General features: G+C 66.9%; 19 protein-coding genes. 6 read left to right on the top strand and 13 right to left on the bottom strand.

Annotated elements, in window-relative coordinates:
* The first annotated feature begins 114 nt into the window (after window positions 1-114).
* The 3 genes from B1790_RS17855 to B1790_RS17845 are packed head-to-tail and all read left to right on the top strand — an operon-like array spanning window position 115 to window position 3,164.
* Window positions 115-1,746, top strand: coding sequence for an ATP-binding protein (locus B1790_RS17855; protein WP_079924661.1), 1,632 nt, complete (start codon window positions 115-117; stop codon window positions 1,744-1,746).
* Window positions 1,739-2,422 carry a response regulator gene (locus B1790_RS17850; RefSeq protein ID WP_079924606.1) on the top strand — a complete coding sequence of 228 codons (684 nt, stop codon included), beginning with the start codon at window positions 1,739-1,741 and terminating at the stop codon, window positions 2,420-2,422. Before B1790_RS17855 ends, B1790_RS17850 begins: the two co-directional genes overlap by 8 nt.
* A 4-nt stretch (window positions 2,423-2,426) precedes the next feature.
* On the top strand, window positions 2,427-3,164 hold the full coding sequence (locus B1790_RS17845; RefSeq protein WP_079924605.1) for a M24 family metallopeptidase: 738 nt from the start codon (window positions 2,427-2,429) through the stop codon (window positions 3,162-3,164).
* 5 nt (window positions 3,165-3,169) lie between these two features.
* Here the strand turns inward: B1790_RS17845 and B1790_RS17840 are convergent, their stop codons facing one another.
* The 5 genes from B1790_RS17840 to hydA form a co-directional block, all read right to left on the bottom strand.
* A complete protein-coding gene (locus tag B1790_RS17840) occupies window positions 3,170-4,555 on the bottom strand; it encodes an MFS transporter (protein WP_079924604.1) in 1,386 nt (461 codons plus the stop codon).
* 319 nt (window positions 4,556-4,874) lie between these two features.
* Window positions 4,875-5,672 (bottom strand): aspartate/glutamate racemase family protein, encoded by a 798-nt coding sequence (locus B1790_RS17835; protein ID WP_079924603.1) that lies wholly within the window; start codon window positions 5,670-5,672, stop codon window positions 4,875-4,877.
* Window positions 5,647-6,435, bottom strand: coding sequence for an SDR family NAD(P)-dependent oxidoreductase (locus tag B1790_RS17830; protein ID WP_079924602.1), 789 nt, complete (start codon window positions 6,433-6,435; stop codon window positions 5,647-5,649). The genes B1790_RS17835 and B1790_RS17830 overlap by 26 nt, the downstream gene beginning before the upstream one ends.
* A 54-nt stretch (window positions 6,436-6,489) precedes the next feature.
* Window positions 6,490-7,809, bottom strand: coding sequence for a M20 family metallo-hydrolase (locus tag B1790_RS17825; protein WP_079924601.1), 1,320 nt, complete (start codon window positions 7,807-7,809; stop codon window positions 6,490-6,492).
* A gap of 78 nt (window positions 7,810-7,887) precedes the next feature.
* Window positions 7,888-9,306, bottom strand: coding sequence for a dihydropyrimidinase (gene hydA / locus B1790_RS17820; RefSeq protein WP_079924600.1), 1,419 nt, complete (start codon window positions 9,304-9,306; stop codon window positions 7,888-7,890).
* Between the two features lie 208 nt (window positions 9,307-9,514).
* On the opposite strand from hydA, the gene B1790_RS17815 reads away from it, so the two are divergent.
* Entirely contained in the window at window positions 9,515-10,657 is a 1,143-nt protein-coding gene (locus B1790_RS17815; RefSeq protein ID WP_233165174.1) for a helix-turn-helix domain-containing protein, read from the top strand.
* Between the two features lie 281 nt (window positions 10,658-10,938).
* A complete protein-coding gene (locus B1790_RS17810; protein ID WP_142271362.1) occupies window positions 10,939-11,640 on the top strand; it encodes a type 1 glutamine amidotransferase in 702 nt (233 codons plus the stop codon).
* Here B1790_RS17810 and B1790_RS17805 read toward each other — a convergent pair.
* Entirely contained in the window at window positions 11,631-12,986 is a 1,356-nt protein-coding gene (locus B1790_RS17805) for a TIGR01777 family oxidoreductase (RefSeq protein ID WP_079924658.1), read from the bottom strand. The genes B1790_RS17810 and B1790_RS17805 overlap by 10 nt on opposite strands.
* On the opposite strand from B1790_RS17805, the gene B1790_RS17800 reads away from it, so the two are divergent.
* Complete coding sequence (locus B1790_RS17800; protein ID WP_079924599.1) at window positions 12,979-13,701, top strand: phosphoribosyltransferase; 723 nt, start codon at window positions 12,979-12,981, stop codon at window positions 13,699-13,701. The genes B1790_RS17805 and B1790_RS17800 overlap by 8 nt on opposite strands.
* Here B1790_RS17800 and B1790_RS17795 read toward each other — a convergent pair.
* The 7 genes from B1790_RS17795 to ftsZ form a co-directional block, all read right to left on the bottom strand.
* A complete protein-coding gene (locus B1790_RS17795) occupies window positions 13,698-14,069 on the bottom strand; it encodes a hypothetical protein (protein WP_079924598.1) in 372 nt (123 codons plus the stop codon). The genes B1790_RS17800 and B1790_RS17795 overlap by 4 nt on opposite strands.
* A 14-nt stretch (window positions 14,070-14,083) precedes the next feature.
* Complete coding sequence (locus B1790_RS17790) at window positions 14,084-14,905, bottom strand: DivIVA domain-containing protein (protein ID WP_079924597.1); 822 nt, start codon at window positions 14,903-14,905, stop codon at window positions 14,084-14,086.
* 172 nt (window positions 14,906-15,077) lie between these two features.
* Window positions 15,078-15,362 carry a YggT family protein gene (locus tag B1790_RS17785; RefSeq protein WP_056553817.1) on the bottom strand — a complete coding sequence of 95 codons (285 nt, stop codon included), beginning with the start codon at window positions 15,360-15,362 and terminating at the stop codon, window positions 15,078-15,080.
* 92 nt (window positions 15,363-15,454) lie between these two features.
* Window positions 15,455-16,120 carry a cell division protein SepF gene (locus tag B1790_RS17780; RefSeq protein ID WP_079924596.1) on the bottom strand — a complete coding sequence of 222 codons (666 nt, stop codon included), beginning with the start codon at window positions 16,118-16,120 and terminating at the stop codon, window positions 15,455-15,457.
* Between the two features lie 64 nt (window positions 16,121-16,184).
* Window positions 16,185-16,934 (bottom strand): YggS family pyridoxal phosphate-dependent enzyme, encoded by a 750-nt coding sequence (locus tag B1790_RS17775; protein ID WP_079924595.1) that lies wholly within the window; start codon window positions 16,932-16,934, stop codon window positions 16,185-16,187.
* Window positions 16,931-17,638 carry a peptidoglycan editing factor PgeF gene (gene pgeF, locus B1790_RS17770; protein ID WP_142271361.1) on the bottom strand — a complete coding sequence of 236 codons (708 nt, stop codon included), beginning with the start codon at window positions 17,636-17,638 and terminating at the stop codon, window positions 16,931-16,933. Before pgeF ends, B1790_RS17775 begins: the two co-directional genes overlap by 4 nt.
* Before the next feature lie 37 nt (window positions 17,639-17,675).
* Entirely contained in the window at window positions 17,676-18,824 is a 1,149-nt protein-coding gene (gene ftsZ / locus B1790_RS17765; protein WP_079924594.1) for a cell division protein FtsZ, read from the bottom strand.
* Window positions 18,825-18,886 lie beyond the last annotated feature (62 nt).

The following is an 18,886-nucleotide window of genomic DNA, read 5'->3' as shown; positions in this document are numbered from 1 at the left end:
GTCGTCCCAATTCGCTTGAGTGTGATGCTCAGCAATACTGGACCCCCTAGGTGACACAGGTCACTCTTTCGAACGCAAAGGAAGTTGTGGTCGTTGCGATCACCTGCGAGACGTCTGGGGCGACGCGCCACGTCTGCCCGCGCCGACGGAGCCACGCGTAGTACCCGCAGCCTTGCCGGTCAGTTCCTGGTCTTCCAGTTGGTCGTGATCGCCATCGTGCTGGCTGCCGTCGCCGCCGTGTCGGTCACCCAGTCCACCGACGAGTTCCGCGACGTCCGCGGACAACGGATGATCGCGGTCGCGGAGAACCTCGCGTCGACGCCGATCGTCCGCGAACGATTCGCCGATCCGTTCGCCGCGCAGATCCTGGCCCCCGACGTCGACCGCGCCGTCGCCCTGTCGGGCGCGGGGGTCGCCGAGATCGCCGACCCAGCGGGAGTCGTCAGGGTCTCCTCGGATCCGTCGCGCATCGGGCGGACGCTCGACATGACCGGCAGCGGCGCCCCCCGGGGCCGCGCTTGGTTCGGCGATCTCGACATCGACGGCGTGCACAGCCTGGCGGGCCAAGTCCCCATCAACGACATCAACGGGGTCGTATTGGCCGTCGTGTCGGTGTCCGAGCGCTACCCGTCGGTGTGGCAGCTGCTCAGCGGTGCTGGCGAGCGGCTTCTCGTGTACCTCGGACTCGGCGCCGCGCTGGGGACGATGGCGTCCTGGCTGCTGTCGCGCCGCATCAAACGGCAGACCCGCGGGCTGGAGATCGCCGAGATCGCCAGCCTCGCCGAACATCGAGAAGCGTTGTTGCACAGCATTCGAGAAGGTGTGGTCGCCGTGAACAACGACGGCGTGATCACGGTGCTCAACGACAGCGCGCAGGCATTGCTCGACGTGACTGCCGGCGCCGTGGGACGTCGGATCGACGACGTCGACCTCGACCCAGCGGTCAAGGAGTTCTTGTCGTCCGGCGGCGACGGACAGTCCGATGTCGTGATCGTCACCCGCACCCGGGTGTTGGCGCTGAACCGGCGCGCTGCGACCAGCCAGGGCAGGCGGATCGGCACCGTCACCACCATGCGTGACAGCACCGAGTTGGCGTCCATGCAGGGCCAGCTGTCGTCGCACAAGAGCGTGACCGACACCCTGCGCGCCCAGACCCACGAATTCGCCAACCAGCTGCACACCATCTCGGGGCTGGTGCAGCTTGGCGAGTACGACTCCGTCCACGACTTCGTCGGCGCCCTGACCCGCCGACGTGCCGAGATCAGCGACGCGGTAACCCAACTCGTCTCCGACCCTGCCGTCGCGGCACTGTTGATCGCGAAGACGTCCCTGGCCGCCGAAAGCGGCGTGGCCCTGACCATCGACGGCGACTCGCACCTGTCGGCCCTGGACCCCGCGCTCTCGACCGACGTGATCACCCTGCTGGGTAACCTCATCGACAATGCGGTCGACGTGTCCGAGGGTTCACCCGAGGCGCGGGTGACCGTCCACCTCGACGACGCAGAGGGGATGACCGTGACGGTCACCGACTCGGGACCCGGTGTGCCCGAGCATCTTCGGGAGGAGATCTTCGCCAGGGGCGTCACCTCCAAACCCGACGTTCCCGGCGGACGCGGCATCGGCTTGGCGCTCGTCCGCCTGGTGAGCGCGCAACTGGGCGGCACGGTCGACGTGACCGACGCACCGTCCGGCGGGGCGTGCTTCCGGGTGAACCTTCCGCCGGCACGGCTGGCCGACCATGCGTGACGTGCTCGTCGTCGACGACGACTTCATGGTCGCCGAGATCCACCGCAAGTTCGTCGACCGCGTCGACGGCTTCACCACGGTGGGTGCCGCGCGGAGCGGTGCGGAGGCCCTCGAGATGGCCGGCGCCCTGCACCCCGATCTCATCCTGCTCGACGTGTACCTGCCCGACATGACGGGTTTGGACGTGCTCAAACGGCTCCGGTCGGCCGGTGATGCCGTCGGCGTCATCATGATCACCGCGGCCCGCGAACTCGACACCGTCAGCGGGGCGCTCGACGGCGGCGCGGCCGACTACCTGATCAAGCCGTTCGAGTTTCCCCAGCTGCAGGCCAAGCTGGAAGCCTTCGCCGCTCGCGCCGACGCGCTGTCCTCGGAAACGGGAGCCGACCAGTCCCTCATCGACTCCTTGTTCGGAAGCCAGGGCGGCGCGGCGGGAGCCACCTCCGACGACGCGCTACCCAAGGGGCTCGGGAAGGTGACGGGACAGTTGGTGCTCGACGCCGCGCGGGCCGCCGGTGAGGTGTCTTCCGCGGAATGCGCTGAGCTGGTGGGCATTTCGCGGGTCAGCGCGCGCCGGTATCTCGAGCACTTCCTCGGCGTAGGCGCCCTCGAGCTGCGTCTGCAGTACGGCGCGGGCAGGCCCGAGCGCCGCTACCGGGCTCGCCGCGCAGAATAGGGCGATGAACGCAGCAGTCGAGCAATCCCGGGTCGACGCCCTTCGCGACGCCGAACGCAAGGCCAACACTCTCTTCGACGAGGTGGTGGCGCGCGGGCTGATCGTGCCCGGCGTCGGCGAACGCCAGCTGAGCGACCAGATCCGCGAGCTCGCCGACGAGCTCCTCGGGGTCAGGAAGTTCTGGCACAAGCGCATCGTGCGCGCCGGCGCCAACACCATGGAGCCGTACGCCGAGAACCCTCCCGAGCGCGTGATCGGGGCCGACGACATCGTGTTCCTCGACTTCGGTCCCATCTTCGCCGACTGGGAGGCCGACTTCGGCCGGACCTACGTCCTTGGCGACGACCCCGCCAAGCATCGGCTCGCCGACGACCTTCCGCGGATCTGGGCGGCCGGCCGGGAGTACTTCGAGGCGCACCCCGACGTCACGGGGGCGCAGTTGTACGCCCACGTGCTCGGACTGATTCGCGACGCCGGCTGGGATCACGTGGGCGAGCACGTCGGCCATCTGGTCGGCGAGTTCCCGCACGTGCGCATCAGCGGCGACGAGATGGCGAGCTACATCGCCGCGGCGAACCCCGACCCGATGCGCCGCACCGACTCGGCGGGCCAGGAGTGTCATTGGATCCTCGAGGTGCACCTCGTCGACCGGCAAGGTGGCTTCGGCGGGTTCTTCGAGCAGCTCCTCGACATCGGCCCCCCACCGCCCACGGCAAACTCACGCCAACCGAGTTTGCCCTAAGCGGGTCATCCCCCGGTATGCGCCACGCGATCAACTTCCCTTGGCGCGCCGACAGTGCCGTTGTCGCCGATGTTGTCGAGGTCGCGCTTCGAGGTTTCCGGTGCAAAGTAAGCGGCAACGAGTGTCAAAACGGATGCCGCCGAGATGTAGATCGCGACGGACGTCACCGAACCGGTGACGTTCAGTAGCGACGACGCGATCAACGGCGCGAAACCGCCGCCGACGACGCCGATGAGCATGTAACCGAGCGAGACGCCGGTGTACCGGTAGCTCGTGTCGAACAGCTCAGCGATGAAGGCCGCGAGAACGCCATACATTGCGCCTTGGAACACCATTGCGACCGACACCGAGAGCACCATGAGCGCAAAGTTGCCGGTGCCCATCAGCGGGTACACCGCGAAGGCCCACACCGCCATTCCGATCCCGCCGATGAAGAACGGAATACGGCGTCCCACACGATCACTGAGGCGTCCGAAGTACAGGATCGACAAGAGCTGAACGACCGCGCCGACGGCGACGGCGTTCAATACGGTTGCCTTCGAGATATCGGTGTGCTGTGTCACGTAGGACAACGAGAACACGTTGATCACGAAGTAAGCGACCTGTTGACCGAGCCCGAGGAACACGACCAGCAGAATCATCTTCGGTGCGTGGCGCAGCACTTGCAGGATCGGGGCCTTGGTCTCCTTCTCCTTGAGCTGCTCCTGATTTCGGACGAAGACGGTGGATTCGAGGACCTTCACTCGAATCAGGAGGCCCACCAACACCAGTGGCGCACTTAGCAAGAATGGAACGCGCCAACCCCAGGACAAGAACTGTTCCTCGGTGACCAGCGCACTCACCGCCGCCAAAGTGGCCGTGGCCAAGAGGAAACCCATTGGCGACGCGGATTGCATCCAGCTGCCGGCTCGCCCCCGACTATCCGCGGATTCGTCCTGTTCCACAACCATCAGAACCGCACCGCCCCATTCACCACCGAGACCGATGCCTTGCACGAGCCGACACAGTACCAACAGCACCGGCGCCCAGATGCCGATGGAGTCGTAGGTGGGCAGCAGCCCAATGGCCACTGTTGCGAGACCCATCATCATGATGGTCGCGATCAGGGCCGCCTTGCGTCCCACGCGGTCACCGATGTGTCCGAAGATTATTCCGCCGATGGGGCGGGCAGCGAATCCGACGCCGAATGTCGCCAGCGCCAGCAGCGTTCCCGCCGCGGGGTCGACGTCGGGAAAGAAGATCTTGCCGAACACCAGGGCGGCGACGGCTCCGTAGATGTTGAAGTCATACCACTCAATCGTGGTGCCGACCATGCTCGCAACGATCGTGCGACGGCGACGTGACTTCGCGTCCGCGGGGTCAGTGGCTGCAGCAGGAACTGAAGGGTTCATATAGTCCTCTGGTAGGTGCCGGTCATAGCGAAAATGCTAGAGCGGCAAAGCGGTTGTACCCATAGCCCCGGTGCAACGCGATCCAGCTCACATAATGTGCGCATGCACAATCGGGGCAGATTCGATCCGAATCAGCCAATGACTCGTTGCCGCAGCAGGTACGGCTGCGAAGGTCACCAGATCCCGCCACGCCCGACAGGAGGTCGCCTGCCGGCAGACCGGTGGCAAGGTGTCGAAATACGTTGCGCGCATTGCATCTTCAGGTCGCGCTCACGAGGGATGTCGCCCTTGCAGCGTGCGCCACCATGGGTTGGCTTCGTCACGATCGGCTGGGAGCCGCACTGGTCACCCCGAAGCTCCCCGCCAAGTCAGGCGCCCATCGAGGGTCCAGGGGGCCGGCTCCCACCACTGCGAGGCACGCCGCAAGCGTGATCGCCACCGAATCGATCACGGGCACACCGAGTTCGGCCTCAGCGCCCTCGACGGCACCTGCGCCGTGAAGATTGGTGCACACGTACGCGATCGCGTCAGGCGTGCTCTGCACTACCTGCCGGGTGGGTGCGACCAAGTCCTCGGGCCTGATCCGGGCGATGTCGGTGGTCTCGGTGAGACCGAAACCGTGTGCTGCGGTCGTCGTGATGCCCTCGTCGCGGTAGCACGTACCGATCTTGGCATTCATGTCGTCCGGATAGGGGGTGACGATGCCGACGTTGCGCACACGCAGCACTGCGAACGCCTTCATCAGGGCCTGGGTGCTGGTGACAGCCCGGACGCCCGTCGCGGCGGTAATGGCTTCGGTGATCGCGCGGTCATGTGCGGAGCCCAGCCAAGACCCCGCCGTACCGTTCCAGGCGATCACGTCGACGTCGGCAGAGGCCAGCAGGAGCGCCGCCGCTTCCATTGCGGTCGTGGCGAACTGGGCGTCGGAGGTGCCGTCGAGACCCACCCGGGTGACCGGGATTCGGGTGAAGTGGACGCTCACGTCGGCCCGCTCCCCAAGCATCCGGTACGTCGTGGGCTCCACGCAGGTGTTGGACGAAGGCACGATCATCCCGATGCGTGCCACCCGCAGTTCCGTCGCAGCCGAACGGTCAGACGGCACGGGTGATTCCGCCATCATTGGTGATGGTGGTCCCGTTGAGGTAGGCCGCCCGCGGCGAGGCCAGGAACACCACCGAGTAGGCGATGTCGCGCGCACCGGGGATGAAGGACAGCGGCAGGTTCTCCAAGTAACGCCGTTCGGCTTCTTCGGGTGTGCAATCCCAGTCCTTGGCGTTGGCGGCGAACTGCTTGACCAGCCGCGCGGTCCGGACCGGGCCCGGGCACACCGTGTTGATCATGACGCCTCGGGCACCAACCTGCAGCGACAGCGACTTGCTGAAGTTCAGGATCGCGGCGTTGGCGGCGGCACCGGGCATGTGATATTCCAACGCCTGCTTACCGGAGTTGCCCGCGACGTTGACGATGCGCCCATTGCCGTTCTCGAGCAGGTGCGGCAATGCCGCCCGCGTCATGCGGATGAAGCCGAACAACTTGAGGTTGATGTCGGCGACCCACTGCTCGTCGGTGAGGTCGTCGAAGCCGCCGAAGGATGAGGCTCCAGCGTTGTTGATCAGGATGTCCAAGCCGCCGAGTTCGTCGACGGCACTGTCGATTACCGAGTCGAACACCGTCTTGTCGGTGAGGTCCGCGACCACGGACACTGCCTTCACGCCAGTCTTGGCCGAGATCGAGCTGCATGCCTCGTTCAGGGCGTCGGCGCGGCGGGCCACCAAGACCACATCGGCTCCCTCTTCGGCCAGCAGTTCCGCGGTGGCCAGTCCGATGCCGTCGCTGGCACCGGAGACCAGTGCCCGCTTTCCTTGCAGTCCGAGGTCCATATTGTCTCCTATCGAGCGATGAGTGTCGTCGGATTCTCGACGGTATATGCCGGCTCAAACACGTTCAGCTGCGGCCGAATCCAGCGCTCCGTCGAGCATGCGGGCCAGGGACTCGGTGAGAAGATCCACTCCGGTGCACAGGTCTTCGTCCGCAGTGTATTCAGCCTCGGCGTGCGAGATTCCCTCCACGCTGGGAACGAACAGCATCACCGACGGGACGATTTCCTTCATGTTGGTCGAGTCGTGGCCGGCTCGGGTCTGCACCAGCATGCTGGACACGCCGAGGTCATCGGCTACAGTGCGCGCCAACTCCACTCCTTGTGGCTGGTAATGGTGGCCCGGCCAGACGTGGGCCTTGCGGTGCTCGACCTTGACCTTGGCGCGGATCTCGGCCTCGACAATGCGCTTTCGAAGCTCGGCGTCGGCAGCCGCGAGCAAATCGTCGTTGTCCGAACGCAGGTCCAGGTGCATGTGCACCTCGCGTGGGACTACCACCGGCGAGTTCGGCAACACGGTCATCTGCCCACAGCTGGTGTGCAGCTCCTCGCCGAACTCGTCGGCGATGTCGCGCAGCGCCACCACGATCAACGATGCGCCAAGCAGCGCATCCTGGCGGTCATCGATCGCCGTGGCACCCGTGTGGCCTTGGTAACCAATGACATTCAATTCGTACTTGTTGGCGGCCCAGGTCCGGTCCACCAACCCGATGGCCACGTTGTGCTTCTCCAGTTCGCGGCCCTGCTCGATGTGGATCTCGGCGTAGGCCGCGAGCTGCCTGGCGTCCTCAGCGGTGCCGAACACGTCGTGTTCACCAATGCTGTTGATGGCAGTCAAGGCATCCCGGACGGTGACGCCGTTGTCGTCGGTGATGCTGAGTGTGTCCTCGAGATCTGAGGCGCCGGTGAACACTGCGCTGCCCATCAGCGATGGCTTGAACCGCGAGCCTTCCTCGTTGAACCAGTCCACGACGGCGATGTTGTACGCCGGAGTCTCACTGGATTCAGCGGCCTGGCGGCGGATGCGGTCAGCCGCGACCGCTCCCGCCAAAACGCCGTACGCACCGTCGAACCGGCCTCCGCGAGGCTGACTGTCGAGGTGAGATCCCACCAGCACGTACGGTGCGCCAGGGCGGAACTCCAACAGCCCGAACAGATTTCCGATTCGGTCGACTTCGACGGTGAACCCGCGATCGCGCAACCACTGTGAGAACCACACCCGCATCTGGCCGTCTTCGGCGGAGGCGGCTTGGCGCTCCACACCGCCGTCCGGCGTCGCCCCGATGGCCTCCAGTTCGGCCCAGGAGTCCAGGAACTCGCGGTCGCGGGCACTGGTGAGGATGACGTGCAAGTTGGCCGCGTTCGCTGGTGCGGTCATGGGTTACCTCCAGGCATGATGAATTACAGGCCGACTCGAGCCGAACCCGTGGGATTGTGCAGATGTGGTCGATCGGGCTCAGATCAGGTATTGCGAGAGTCCGCGCTTGAGGTAGGTGCCGTGGCCCGCTCGGCCGAGATATTGGCCACGGTCGACGATGACGGTGCCTCGCGACATCACAGTCCGTACACCGCCGTCGATCTCGAAGCCCTCCCACGTCGAATGATCCAGATTCGAGTGGTGGGTCTTGTCGAAGCCGATCGATGTATGCGCGTTGGGGTCGTAGATCACGATGTCGGCGTCGGCTCCAGGAGAGATGATGCCCTTACGGGGGTAGAGCCCGAACATGCGAGCCGGAGTCGTTGCGCACACGTCGACCCACCGCTGCAGGCTGAGCTTGCCGTTGACCACGCCCTGGTACATCAGGTCGACGCGGTGTTCGACGCCGGCCATCCCGTTGGGGATCTTGGAGAAGTCGCCGAGCCCCATCTCCTTCTGCCCCTTGAAACAGAACGGGCAGTGGTCGGTGGACACCGTCGCGACATCCCCGGTGCGGATGTAGCGCCACAGTTCGTCCTGGTGGCGCTCCTCACGGGAGCGCAACGGGGTCGAACACACCCACTTGGCGCCTTCGAAGCCGGCTGCCCCGAGCTGTTCCTCCAGAGACAGGTACAGGTATTGCGGGCAGGTCTCGGCGAAGACGTTGGCCCCGGCGCCACGAGCCGTCGCGATCTGCTCCATCGCCTGCCTGGCCGAAACGTGGACCACGTAGAGCGGGGCTCCGGTCACCCTCGCCAGCATGATCGCGCGGTGGGTGGCCTCCTCTTCCAGTTCCCACGGCCGTGACACACCGTGGTAGTAGGGCGAGGTCTCCCCTCGTTCGATGTGTTGAGCCACCAACTGGTCGATGGCGATGCCGTTCTCCGCGTGCATCATGGTCAACGCGCCGTTGCCGGCGCACTGCTGCATGGCCCGCAAGATCTGTCCGTCGTCGGAGTAGTACACCCCCGGGTAGGCCATGAACAGCTTGAAGCTCGTCACGCCCTCTGCGACGAGCTCATCCATCGCCTTGAGTGCGTCGGAGTCGACGCCGCCCAGAATCTGATGGAAACCGTAATCGATCGCACAATTGCCTTGGGCCTTCGCGTGCCAGGCAGCCAGGGTGTCCTGGACGCGCTCCCCTTGCCGCTGGATCGCGAAGTCGATGATCGTCGTCGTACCGCCGTGCGCGGCCGCGCGGGTACCGCTCTCGAAGGTATCGGAGGCGACGGTGCCGCCGAACGGCATCTCCATGTGGGTGTGAGCGTCGACGCCGCCGGGGATGACGTACGTGCCCGAAGCGTCGAGCACTCGGTCGAACGTCTGGTCGGGATCGCCGAAGGGCGCCAGCTCCGGAGCGACGAGGGCAGCGATGGTCTCACCGTCGACCAGCACGTCGAGCGGCTGGCTACCGGTGGGTGAGACAACGGTGCCGCCGCGAATGTACGTCGTGGTCATGGCAACAGATCGTATGTCTCGCAGGGTGATCGGACCCATAGCCATGATGCAACGTGTTGGTCCGCACAGATTGTGCACGAGCACACCCTGGGGCCGCAGCCACCCGATTACACTGGTCCGCCTTGGGCCTGGCAACCAGGCGTTGCGCAGGCCGGATCCCGATCGCAAGCCCGTGAGGCCATGGAGTTGTGCAGTAGCCTGCCTGGTGATGCGCAATCTGTCCGGTCGCCGCGACGAGACCCGGCTTCGCTGGCGGTGGCTACTGCAGAAGCTCGACGACATGGGCGACGACCTCGCCGCCGAGTATCTGGCGCAGATCGACCGGGGTGCCCGGTTCTACGACAGCGTTCCCGAGGAAGACGATCTGCTCGGCGCTGCGCGACAGGCGTTCCGCTATCTTCTTGCGACTCTCCTTGAACTGCCGATGCCTGCGGAGTTGGAGGAGTTTCCCGCGGAGGTCGGATCGTTGCGCGCTACTCAGGGCATCGCGTTGGAGAATCTCACCGCAGCGGTGCACACCGACTTCCTCGTCGCGTGGTCAGCGTTGCTGAGCCTGGCCGACGACGACGACATGACAGTTCTGACGCTGCACGTCGACGTGCTCTGGAAGGCCGTAGACGACTTCGCGATCAGAGTCCAGCGCGGGTATCTGGACCAGCGACTGTCGATGGCGCGAACCAGCACTCTCGATCAACAGCACAGCTTGTCCGAGTTGTTCTCCGGGGAACCGACACCGACCAGCGTTCGGCGTGCCGCCCAGGTGCTTGGCCTCGACGAGGCCTCGACGTACTGGGTGATCGGGGTCGGCGGCCAGGAGGCTGGACGCACCGTCACACGGCGCCTATCCAGCAGGAATCTCGCGGCGCTGGAATACGTCAACCGCGGTGTGACCCTCATCCTGGTGGCCGCCGGTGGCCGCTGGCCCAATGACGAGTCGGTGGTAGCCGAGTTGCTTCCCGGCCTCGAAGGCGCCGTTGCGCCTCGATCGGTACTGCTGTCGGACGTGCACCGGGCCGCCGCGACGGTCCGAATGCTGGTCAACCTGAACATCGAGGCGACGACCCTGCGTCGGTCGTGGGCTCAGCTGTCGATAACCCAACTGTCGGAGGTGATCGAAGACCTGCGCGGGTACGTTCTCGGTCCACTCCACGAAGTTCACGACTACGAGTTGATCGTCGAGACGATCCAGGTATTCGCCGACAGTGGTTCGGTCGCCGACACGGCGTCGGCGCTGTACTGCCACCGCAACACCGTCATGAATCGGATCCGCAGGTTCGAGGAGACCACGGGGGTCAGCCTGCGGAGCCCGCGCTCACTGGCGATGGTCCAGTTGTGCCTCCTGCCGTCCTAGTCGAATCCCTTTGCTCTCAACGGGATTCGTCAGCACGCCGCGATACCGCCCGATCCGCGTAATGGCCCCCGATCGGTTCCGCATCGAATCGGCCACCGATTCGCACCTCGACTGAGAAGCCTCTCCGTCGGTTGTTCGGCGCCCTGGCGTGTGCGGGACTGCTACTGGCGTGTTCGCCGAGCGGATGCGGAGATGCGGGTGGTCGGGCGCCGAGCTGGCCCCGGTCCATACTCCACCGGTGCCACCTGCGAAGTATCACCGCTCGCCCGTATCCTCTAGCGGTGGCGAAGACGGTGCTGTTCCTCTACAACGATCCCACTGCGCCCGAGGCGATGCTGGGAGACGCGTTCACCGAATGCGGTTACGACGTCGCGACATTCGAGGTCGTCAGCGCCGCCCAAGCCGGCGATCCGGCATTCGACGCGACGATGCCGGACCCCACGGCCTACGACGTCGTCGTCCCCCTCGGCTCCCGATGGGGCGTGAACGACGGGTTCGGGTGGATGGACTCTGAAGCGGCGATGGTGCGGGACGCACACGCGGCGGGGATCCCGATGCTGGGGGTGTGCTTCGGCGGCCAGCTCATCGCCCACGCGCTGGGCGGCTCGGTCACCCGCTCCCCCGCACCCGAGGTCGGCTGGTTCGACGTCGATGCCTCGCGGACCGAACTGGTGCCCGGCGGGCCGTGGTTCGAGTGGCACTTCGACCGGTTCACCGTCCCTCCCGGGGCGGTGGAGATCGCCAGGAACGCCAACGCCTCCCAGGCGTTCGTCGTCGGCGCCACGATGGGCCTGCAGTTCCATCCCGAGGTCGACGAGGGCCTGCTCGAGATGTGGCTGGCCGGCACCGGCATCGACGAACTCGCCGCGCTTGGCCTCGACGCCGACCGGTTGCGCACCGCCACCCGGGCCGAGCTGGAGAGCGCCACCAAGCGGGTGCACGCGCTGGTCAGGGCCTTCGTGGACGGGGTCGCTCAGGCCTGAGCGTGCCCCAGCTGGTGGGCCAGCGCATCGGCGACCAACGGCTGACGGAACCGGTGTCCTGCGTTCTGCAGCTTCACGGGCAGCACGCGCTGATTGGCCTCGGCCAGTTCGCGGGCGCCCTGGCTGCCAAGTAGCAGCCGCGGACCGAACGCGGGCACCGGCAGCAGCGCCGGTCGATGCATGGTCTTGGCCAGCGCCGCGGTGTAGTCGACGTTGCGCACGGGGTTCGGCGCCACCGCGTTGACGGGTCCGGTCAGGCGCTCGTCGTAGAGCGCGCGGTAGTACACGTCGACCAGGTCGTCGATGCCGATCCACGACAGCCACTGCTGGCCGCTGCCCAGCCGGCCACCCAAGCCGGCGGCGAACAGTGGGCGCATCAGCTTGAGGGTGCCGCCGCGGGCGGCTTGCACGATGCCGGTGCGCACTGCCACCACGCGCCGCCCGGCCTCGGACGCCGGTGTGGCCGCGGCCTCCCAGTCGGCGACGACGTCGGCGAGGAATCCGTCGCCGCGTGAACTGTCTTCGTCGAGCGTCGTGTCACCACGGTCGTACCCGTAGAAGCCGATCGCCGACGCGGTCACGAACGTCTTGGGGCCACCTGGGCGGGCGGCGACCTCGGCGAGCTTGCGTGTCGGCTCGATGCGGCTGTCCCGGATCGCCGCGCGATGGGAGTCGGTGAAGCGGCCCGCGATCGACGTACCGGCGAGGTGCACCACCGCGTCGACGCCGTCCAGCAGATCTGCCGCAGGCGCATCGGGATTCCACCGACGCTCGTCAGGGCCGGTGGGAGTGTGTCTGACCAGTCTGATCACCCGGTGGCCGCCGCTGGTGAGCAGCGCGACCAGCGCCGAGCCGACGAGACCGGACGCTCCGGTGACGGCGATCGTGCCGGACCGAAAACCGGCTTTGGCTGCGTCGCGGTGGGCGTCGAGGTCGTCGGCCAGTTGGCGGTGGCGGTACACGAAGGTCTGCCGGAGGGCGGCCGCCGGAACGGGGGCGTCGACGCGGTCGTGGACCCTGGTGGCGTCCGGCCCCGCGGCGCTGAACTCGTGGGTGTGGCGCCAGGTCCCGATGATCCGCGGCGGCCACGACCGCAGGCCGTCGGAGGACAGTTGGTCGACGAAGCGGTGCGGCGGGTCGTACTCGGCGCCCTCGTGCTGCGCGACCCACCGCAAGCCGACCGGCAGACCGAGCACCGCACGTCCGTCGGCCACCGACGCGGTCTCGGAGACCACCGTCATCGGCTGCCACGGCGGCACCAGCCGCGGCATCGCGCCAGGTCGGGTGTGCCAGGCGAACACCTCGTCAAGCGGATGGTCGACGACGCTCTCGTACTCGATGCCCACGACATTCATTCGTAGCTGCCGCGATGACGGATTGCACCCGGCCGCTGGCTCACCGGCCTACGATCCCCGAATCGGGCCTTCGACTGACCGCACGTTCTCCGACCGCCGCGCGGCGGGCAGAGTCCTCGCGGACATGCTGGCCGATCACGCCGGGTCCGACGTGGTGGTGCTCGGCTTGGCCAGGGGCGGCATACCCGTCGCCGCCGAGATCGCCGGTCGGCTGGGCGCCGAGCTCGACGTCTTCGTGGTCCGAAAGCTCGGCGTCCCACGGTGGCCCGAGCTGGCGATGGGCGCGATCGCCAGCGGTGGCGGCGTCGTGGTCAACGACCACGTGATGCAGAGCCTGCAGATCAGCGACGCCCAACTGCAGGACGTCATCGCCGCCGAGACCGAAGAGTTGTCGCGGCGCGAGACCGTCTACCGCGGAACGGGACCACCACCGCGGCTGGCGGGCAGGTCGGTGGTGCTCGTCGACGACGGCATCGCCACCGGGGCGACGATGCTCGCCGCCATCCGCGCGGTGCGGGCTGCGGGGCCGACGCGGGTAATCGTGGCCGTGCCGGTCGGTCCGCCGTCGGTGCCCGAACTGCTACGCGGTGAGGCCGACCACGTCGTGATCGCGGCGGCGCCCAGACGCTTCGAGGCCGTCGGCCAGGTGTTCGCCGACTTTCACCAGGTCAGTGACGACGAGGTGCGAGAAGCACTAAACCGCTAGTCGCGCTTGGCTTCTGGAGTATCGGCCGGGTCGGCATCCGAGGTGACACCGTCGTGCGCCTCGACGCCGACGGTGCTCGGCTCGTGCTCGGCGGGAACGTCGAGAGGCTCGTCGGGGTAGTCCTCGGCGGCCTCGGGTTCCGTCACTGCCGGCATCACGGTGGTCGCGTCGTCACCGTCGTCGACCTCGTCGGACCCGTCGACCTCGTCACCCCGCGAGCGTTCCCGCAGCGCATCGACGATGAGCAGCAACACGCCGATCACACTGGCGCCGATGCACACCCAGGCGATCAGCTCGTTGCTGGTGACCACGGCGGTCACCAGCGCGGCGAGGCCTATGACGGCAAGGACTAGCGCAACGATCAGCATGAATCAGCCACCGATCAGTTGTTGCCCCGGTTGAACTGGTTGAACCCGCCGCCGTCGTTGTTCGCGGTCGAGTCAACCGGTGCAGCCGAACCACGTTGGCCGAGCTCTTCGAGCTGAGACTCCAGGTAGGTCTTGAGCCGCGTGCGGTACTCGCGCTCGAAGGTGCGCAGCTGCTCCAGCCGACCCTCGAGGACGGTGCGCTGCTGGTTGATCGTGCCCATGATCTCGGAGTGCTTGCGCTCGGCGTCGGCCTGCAGGGCGTCGGCCTTCTCCTGCGCCTGCCGAAGCTGCGTCTCGGAGCGCGTCTGCGCATCCGACAGCAGGGCGTCGGCGCGTGCCTTGGCCTCGGACACCGTGGTCTCCGCGGTGGTGCGGGCCTCGTTGACCATGGCGTCGGCCTGGGCCCGCGCGTCGGCGAGCATCTTGTCGGACTCCGCCTTCGCGGTGCCCGTCAGACGGTCGGCGGTGTCCTGCGCCAAGCCGAGGATCTTCGCGGCCTTGATGTGCGAGTCCTCGCTGACCGGTGCGACGGCGACCGGCTGTGGCGCCTCGTAGGCGGGCTGCGGCGGCGCGACGGGCTCGGGCTCCGGCTCGGGCTGCTGGTACTGCGGAATCGACTGCGTGGCCTGAACGCCGCCACCCGAGCGTGCGCTCGAGAGGTCCTGGTCGAGTTCGGAGACGCGCTGACGGAGGTCGGCGTTCTCCTCGATGAGGCGCGTCAACTCGTTCTCGACGAGATCGAGGAAGGCGTCGACCTCGTCCTCGTTGTAACCGCGCTTGCCGATCGGCGGCTTGCTGAACGCGACGTTATGGACGTCGGCTGGTGTAAGCGGCATCGTCTGCCCCCTTGAGGTCTGGACCGTCAACCGGTGTCATATGGAAGCCATGCTGGAAGTAACTGGCGTCCATCCTGTCACAGTAGACCCGGCGGTTGCGGTTGAGGTCCAGATTAAGAGCGAATTTCAAACTCCACGGACCCGCCGGCGGTGGCCCGCGCGCGGGCTCCCGCTACTGGCTCCAGGCCAACTCCATGCCGATGAACGCGGCGAGCAGAAGCACCATGATCGACAGATCGAAGCGGATCGCACCTATCGTGAGCTGCGGAATGATGCGGCGAAGCAACTTCACCGGGGGGTCGGTCACCGTCATGATGACCTCCAGGACCACGACCATGAAGCCTCGCGGTCGCCAGTCCCTGGCGAACGAGCGCACGAACTCGACGACCACTCGCGCGATGAGCAATAGCCAGAACGCGAACAGCACGAAGCCCAGGATCGAAAAGAACAGCGACAACTGAGCGACCTCACTCCGGGCGGTGATGACAGTGGGTAGAGCTGGAAGACGAGTCGAAGGCAACTCGGTCTAGGACCAGCCTACGCAGGTGGTCACTTATAGGCGTAGAAGCCGGCCTCGGCAATGCGCTTGCGCTCGTCGGCGGTGACGGCGACGTCGGCCGGGGAGAGCAGGAAGACCTTGGTGGCGACCTTGTCGAACGAACCGCGCAGGGCGAATGCCAGCCCGGCGGCGAAGTCGACGAGACGCTTGGCGTCGGCGTTGTCCATCGACACCAGGTCCATGATCACGGGCGTGCCGTCACGGAAGCGCTCGCCGATGGTGCGGGCTTCGCTGTAGTCCTTGGGACGCAGGGTCGTGATCTTCGCCAGCGGGCTGCCCGCCTCGAAGAGTTCGGCCATGCGACGCGGCTCCATCGCCACGGCACCGTGGGTGGCGCCACGCAGCGTGTTGAAACGGGGACGCTCGAAGTCGTGCCGTCCCCGGAAGGAGGGTTCGTCGGCGTATCCGCCGCGGTAACCCGCTGGGGCGCCGGCCATTTCGCGCTCGAACTCGCGGCCGACGGGACGGTCCATCCGGTCGTCGTAACCGCGGCCGTCGGCGGGGTGGGCGTAACCCTCGTCCTCGAAGCGGTCCTCGCGGGGACGACGTGGGTACGCACTGCGCGACGTGCGGTCGTCGTCGTCGTAGTACTCGTCGTCGTAATCGTCCATCGGCGCCATACCGAAGTAGGCCTTGACCTTATGCAGTGTGCTCATCGGAAGCCCTTCTGATGACTGAAATTCGTGTTGTCTGTGATGAAGATGTGACTGGAGTGACTACTCAGGGAGACGTTAGAGGACGGGCTCCCATAAGCGCGGTACCGACACGCACACACGTCGAGCCGTGTTTCACCGCCGTCTCGAGGTCGCCCGACATACCCGCCGACAGACCGAGACGCTGCTGGTAAGAGGCCTGTACCCGTTCCAGTTCGGACTCCAAACGCGCGAAGGACTCCCCGCTGTCGGCATGCAGTGGCGGGATCGCCATCAGGCCGACGAAGTCCAACCCGTCGGTCCCGTGAGTGAGCGCACACAGCTCGTCCACGAGGTCCGGTCGACTCACGTCGACGCCACCCCGACCTGGATCACCGTCGAGACTGACCTGGAGGTAGACCCGCAGCGGGGCGACGCGCGTTCCGTCGGCGAGCCCCTCGGCAGCCGCCCGGCCCAGCGCCTCTACGAGGACACCCCGGTCTACGGAGTGCACGGCATAGGCCCACCCCGCCACGGCGCGCGCCTTCTTGCGCTGAATGCTCCCGATCATGTGCCACCGCAGCACCGACCCGTCGGACTGCTCCACGTACTCCGCCAGTTCGGCGGCCTTGGCCGACGCTTCTTGCTCGCGCGACTCGCCGAAGGCGTCGCATCCGAGGCGCACCAACTCGACGACGTCGGACGCGGGAAAGAACTTGGTGACGGGAAGGAGCTCGATCTCGGCGGCGTCGCGACCCGCCGCGGCCGCGGCGTCGTCGACCCGTTTTCTCAGCGCCGCAAGGGCTTCGGCGAGTTGGGCGGCGCGGGCGGACGTCATTCCATCCACACCAGGGAAGCGAGGCGGCCGGTGGGCGCGGACCGGCGGTGGCTGAACAGGTTCGGGTCGTCGACCGTGCAGCGCGGGTCGACGCCGACCTTGGCGATGCCGAGTTCGGTCAACTGCCTGGCAATCCCCGACCGCAGGTCGAGTCCCGCGGTGCCGCGCGCGGTGGTGGTCCGGCTGCCCGGCAGGGCCGCCTCGACATCGACGGCCATGTCATCGGGCACTTCATAGTTGCGACCGCTGACCGCTGGGCCGAGCACCACCGAGATGTCCTCGACGTGCGCGCCGTTGGCCAGCATCACCTCAACGGCCCGTGCCACGACGCCCAACTTCGCACCCGCCCGGCCCGCGTGGACGGCCGCGACGACGCCAGCCCTCGGGTCGGACGCGAGAACGGGAACGCAATCGGCGGTCACCACGGCCAGCGCCAGGCCCGGCCGAGTCGTCACCAACCCGTCGGCGTCGTCGATCGCACCGTCAACCGGCCCGTCCACCACGACGACGCGGTCACCGTGCACCTGGTTCATCCAGACGATTCCGTCGGGGCCGAGGCCGACCGACTCGGCGAGGCGCGCGCGGTTGGCGGCCACCGCGGCCGGGTCGTCACCGACGTGATCGCCAAGGTTGAACGTGTCGAACGGTGCCGCCGAGGCGCCACCATCCCTTGTCGTCGTCACACATCTGATGCGTCGGGTCACGCTGCCCAGTATCCCGGCCCTCGGGAGCTCTCCGGAATCAGTGACGCATGAACGGGGGCACGTCGACGTCGTCGTCGTCATCCCCACCGCCGCCGATGCTGACCGTCGCGCCGTTGGTGTGCACGGGAACGCTCGCCGGGTCCGGATCGAACGCCGACGGCGGCCGCAGCTTGCCCGAGCTCCCCGGGGCGACCGACGGACCACTCACGCCGGCGCCCACCACGGGCTTGCGGCTGGGTCCGGCGGCGTCGAAGCCCGCGGCGATCACGGTGACGCGCACTTCGTCGCCGAGCGAGTCGTCGATGACGGTGCCGAAGATGATGTTGGCCTCGGGGTGCGCGGAGTCCTGAACCAGCGACGCCGCCTCGTTGATCTCGAAGAGACCGAGGTCGCTGCCGCCGGCCACCGACAGCAGCACGCCGAGCGCGCCTTCCATCGAGGCCTCGAGCAGCGGCGAGTTGATCGCCATCTCGGCGGCCTTCAGGGCCCGACCGTCACCGCGCGCCGAGCCGATGCCCATCAGCGCCGTGCCCGCACCGGACATGACGCCCTTGACGTCCGCGAAGTCGACGTTGATCAGGCCGGGGGTGGTGATCAGATCGGTGATGCCCTGCACGCCGTTGAGCAGCACCTCGTCGGCACTGCGGAAGGCGTCCATCAGCGAGACCGCAGCGTCGCCCATCTGCAGCAGGCGGTCGTTCGGGATCACGATGAGGGTGTCGCAGCTCTCCCGGAGCGCCGCGATGCCCGCCTCGGCCTGGTTGGAGCGGCGCTTGCCCTCGAAGGAGAACGGTCGCGTCACCACGCCGACGGTGAGCGCACCGAGCTTGCGGGCGATCGTCGCGACGACGGGAGCGCCACCGGTGCCGGTGCCGCCGCCCTCACCTGCGGTGACGAAGACCATGTCGGCGCCGCGCAGCAGCTCCTCGATGTCGTCCTTGGCGTCGTCGGCGGCCTTGCGGCCGACTTCGGGGTCGGCTCCGGCGCCGAGGCCGCGGGTGGAGTCCCGGCCGACGTCGAGCTTGACGTCGGCGTCGCTCATCAACAACGCTTGCGCGTCGGTGTTGATGGCGATGAACTCAACGCCCTTGAGTCCTTGCTCGATCATCCGGTTGACGGCGTTGACGCCGCCGCCACCGATGCCGACCACCTTTATTACTGCGAGATAGTTGTGCGGGGGTGTCATCGGTAGTCTTCCTCCTGGGCCAACCCTCAACCTCAACCATAGGCTTAGAGTTATGTCAAGTA

The sequence above is a fragment of the Mycobacterium sp. AT1 genome, assembly GCF_002043095.1.
In the GTDB taxonomy this organism is placed as follows: domain Bacteria; phylum Actinomycetota; class Actinomycetes; order Mycobacteriales; family Mycobacteriaceae; genus Mycobacterium.
This window is presented reverse-complemented; position numbering and strand designations above follow the sequence as displayed.

Bases quoted from the DNA above. Each gene is read 5' to 3' on its own strand.
- B1790_RS17795 (WP_079924598.1), bottom strand. From the start codon at position 14,069: ATGCTGATCGTTGCGCTAGTCCTTGCCGTCATAGGCCTCGCCGCGCTG.
- hydA (WP_079924600.1), bottom strand. From the start codon at position 9,306: ATGACCACGACGTACATTCGCGGCGGCACCGTTGTCTCACCCACCGGT.
- B1790_RS17835 (WP_079924603.1), bottom strand. From the start codon at position 5,672: ATGGCGGAATCACCCGTGCCGTCTGACCGTTCGGCTGCGACGGAACTG.
- B1790_RS17800 (WP_079924599.1), top strand. From the start codon at position 12,979: ATGCCCACGACATTCATTCGTAGCTGCCGCGATGACGGATTGCACCCG.
- B1790_RS17815 (WP_233165174.1), top strand. From the start codon at position 9,515: ATGCGCAATCTGTCCGGTCGCCGCGACGAGACCCGGCTTCGCTGGCGG.
- B1790_RS17775 (WP_079924595.1), bottom strand. From the start codon at position 16,934: ATGACGTCCGCCCGCGCCGCCCAACTCGCCGAAGCCCTTGCGGCGCTG.
- B1790_RS17840 (WP_079924604.1), bottom strand. From the start codon at position 4,555: ATGAACCCTTCAGTTCCTGCTGCAGCCACTGACCCCGCGGACGCGAAG.
- B1790_RS17830 (WP_079924602.1), bottom strand. From the start codon at position 6,435: ATGGACCTCGGACTGCAAGGAAAGCGGGCACTGGTCTCCGGTGCCAGC.
- B1790_RS17780 (WP_079924596.1), bottom strand. From the start codon at position 16,120: ATGAGCACACTGCATAAGGTCAAGGCCTACTTCGGTATGGCGCCGATG.
- B1790_RS17825 (WP_079924601.1), bottom strand. From the start codon at position 7,809: ATGACCGCACCAGCGAACGCGGCCAACTTGCACGTCATCCTCACCAGT.
- B1790_RS17790 (WP_079924597.1), bottom strand. From the start codon at position 14,905: ATGCCGCTTACACCAGCCGACGTCCATAACGTCGCGTTCAGCAAGCCG.
- B1790_RS17845 (WP_079924605.1), top strand. From the start codon at position 2,427: ATGAACGCAGCAGTCGAGCAATCCCGGGTCGACGCCCTTCGCGACGCC.
- B1790_RS17850 (WP_079924606.1), top strand. From the start codon at position 1,739: ATGCGTGACGTGCTCGTCGTCGACGACGACTTCATGGTCGCCGAGATC.
- ftsZ (WP_079924594.1), bottom strand. From the start codon at position 18,824: ATGACACCCCCGCACAACTATCTCGCAGTAATAAAGGTGGTCGGCATC.